3 protein-coding genes are annotated in these 2,056 nt (G+C 62.4%); 1 reads left to right on the top strand and 2 read right to left on the bottom strand.

What is annotated here, in order from left to right; genetic code table 11:
- On the bottom strand, nt 1-585 hold a 585-nt coding region (locus JV201_RS15425; protein ID WP_219405670.1), incomplete at its 3' end, for an NAD(P)H-dependent oxidoreductase.
- 90 nt (nt 586-675) lie between these two features.
- On the opposite strand from JV201_RS15425, the gene JV201_RS15430 reads away from it, so the two are divergent.
- On the top strand, nt 676-1,278 hold the full coding sequence (locus JV201_RS15430; RefSeq protein WP_219405671.1) for a TetR/AcrR family transcriptional regulator: 603 nt from the start codon (nt 676-678) through the stop codon (nt 1,276-1,278).
- Here the strand turns inward: JV201_RS15430 and JV201_RS15435 are convergent.
- A complete protein-coding gene (locus tag JV201_RS15435) occupies nt 1,275-1,949 on the bottom strand; it encodes a GNAT family N-acetyltransferase (protein ID WP_219405672.1) in 675 nt (224 codons plus the stop codon). The two genes, JV201_RS15430 and JV201_RS15435, sit on opposite strands and share 4 nt — an antisense overlap.
- Nucleotides 1,950-2,056 lie beyond the last annotated feature (107 nt).

Consider the following 2,056-nt stretch of genomic DNA (forward strand, 5'->3'; position numbering starts at 1 on the left):
CAGGGTGACGAACAGTTGTCGCCCCAGCTTTGCCGCCGTCTCCAGATGCTGTTCCGCAGCGCCGCTTTCCGAGTCCAGCAGCAGCTCGGACGTCAGCACCTTCGCCCCACAGTAATCAAAGATCCCGTGGTCGATTTGCGTGCGCATGGCGTTGGCATAGCCGTGGCGTTCGAACACGCCTTCGTCCGATGCGCCGACGCCCAGCAAGTGCACCTGCAGATGGCCGAGTTTTTTCACCACCTGGGTTTCCAGGCTGTAGTCCAGCGCCCAGCCGTTGACGAACACCCGGTCGATCCAGCCCTTGAGCAACGCTGGCATCGACCACCAGAAGATCGGGTACACCAGCACCAGGGCGTCGGCTCGGTCGAGCCGGGCCTGTTCGGCCAGCACGTCCGCCGGCGGCGTGGCACGGGTGCGGTGCACTTTATGGTCGGCGGCGCTGTAGCGTGGGTCGAAACCTTCGGCGGCGAGGTCGGCGATCTCGAAGGTGTGCCCTGCGGCTGTGATGCCGGCAGCGGCCTGTTTGGCGAGGCTGTGGGTGAGGGATTGTGGGTCGTGATGGGCAACTACGATCAGCGCGTGCATGGCAATGACTCCTTCGGGGTGGCGATGAGCAGGCAAATTGAGTAGGCTTGAGCTAAGTTACCGTTGGTAAGTTACTTTTGGTATATAAGCATGTCAAGCGATCAATCCCCTGCCCCTCGCCGTCGCCTGTCCCGGGATGACCGGCTGCGCCAGTTGCTCGACGTGGCCTGGCAACTGGTGCGAGAAGAAGGCACCGATGCCCTGACCCTCGGGCATCTGGCCGAGTTGGCCGGCGTTACAAAGCCGGTGGTGTATGATCATTTCGGCGATCGCGCGGGGCTGTTGGCCGCGCTGTATGAAGATTTCGACGCCCGTCAGAACCAGGTATTTGCCGCCGCAATCGAGGCCAGCGAACCCACCCTGGACGATCGCGCCTGGGTGATCGCCTCGTGCTACGTCGATTGTGTGTTGCTACAAGGGCGTGAAATTCCGGGAGTGATTGCGGCCCTGGCCGGCAGCCCGGAACTGGAAGCCATCAAGCGTGAGTACGACGTGATTTTCCTCGGCAAGTGTCGCGATGCCCTCGCCCCCTTTGCCGTGGACGGTGTGATTGGCCAGCCCGGTTTACGCGCAATGCTGGGCGCGGCGGACGCCTTGTCCCATGCTGCGGCCAGCGGCGAGATCAGCCCGTTGGAGGCGCAAGAGGAGCTGTTTGCGAGCATCAAGTCGATGGTGAGTCGAGGAGCGCGTTAGCCCAGCCTTGCATGTACAAACATCCGAGCCTTGTGGGTCAGCTGGTCGAAGTGACGATCACGCTGTTTTTCGGCATCGACCATCGCCCGCTTGCCGTGCTTTTGCAGGAGGTAGGTGTGGATCTGCCGCACCTCCAGCGAGCTGTAGATCGACGCCACATCCAGCAGCCCCATCAAGCCGTCAGTGCTGTAGTCGCGGGTGTTCATCAACACCTGAGTACCGCGCACACCGCGCAGTTGAAAGCCCATGGACTCGAACGCCGGGACCTTCTCCACCGCGCAGGTCAGTTCGGCATGCGGGTAGCGGGCCAGCATGTCCTGCATCATCGCCCGCGCCACGCCTTTGCGCCGATGGCTGGCGTGCACCGCCATGTAAGCCACGCCGCACGCCTCGGGATCGTCCTTCACCGGCAGGTACAGCAGGAAGCCGATCACCTGCTCCTGCGCGTCCAGCGCGACGATCAATTCCACCGCAATGCCCTTGGACCCGCCCAGCGCTTCCAGGTACAGGTGCACCTCGTAGCCGATGGCGTACTGGTAGACGTTGTACAGCAGGTTGCTTGGCGGGATGGCGACCATGCTGATGTCCGTCAGGTAGTCGACCACCATCTGCAGGATCTGCGCGTTGATCGGCTCGGGGCATGGGGTTTCGTAATGGGTAAGGCTGAACATTTGAATTCCTGGTGTTTCATTTTAAGGCCCGGCGGATTGTACCTGCTGAAGGGCCGCCGTGGACCCGCAAGCACCCATTGTGGCGAGGGAGCTTGCTCCCGCTGGGC

The organism is Pseudomonas sp. Colony2, from assembly GCF_019382755.1.
In the GTDB taxonomy this organism is placed as follows: domain Bacteria; phylum Pseudomonadota; class Gammaproteobacteria; order Pseudomonadales; family Pseudomonadaceae; genus Aquipseudomonas.

Coding starts and splice junctions, on each gene's coding strand:
- JV201_RS15430 (WP_219405671.1), top strand. CDS start 676: ATGTCAAGCGATCAATCCCCTGCCCCTCGCCGTCGCCTGTCCCGGGAT.
- JV201_RS15435 (WP_219405672.1), bottom strand. CDS start 1,949: ATGTTCAGCCTTACCCATTACGAAACCCCATGCCCCGAGCCGATCAAC.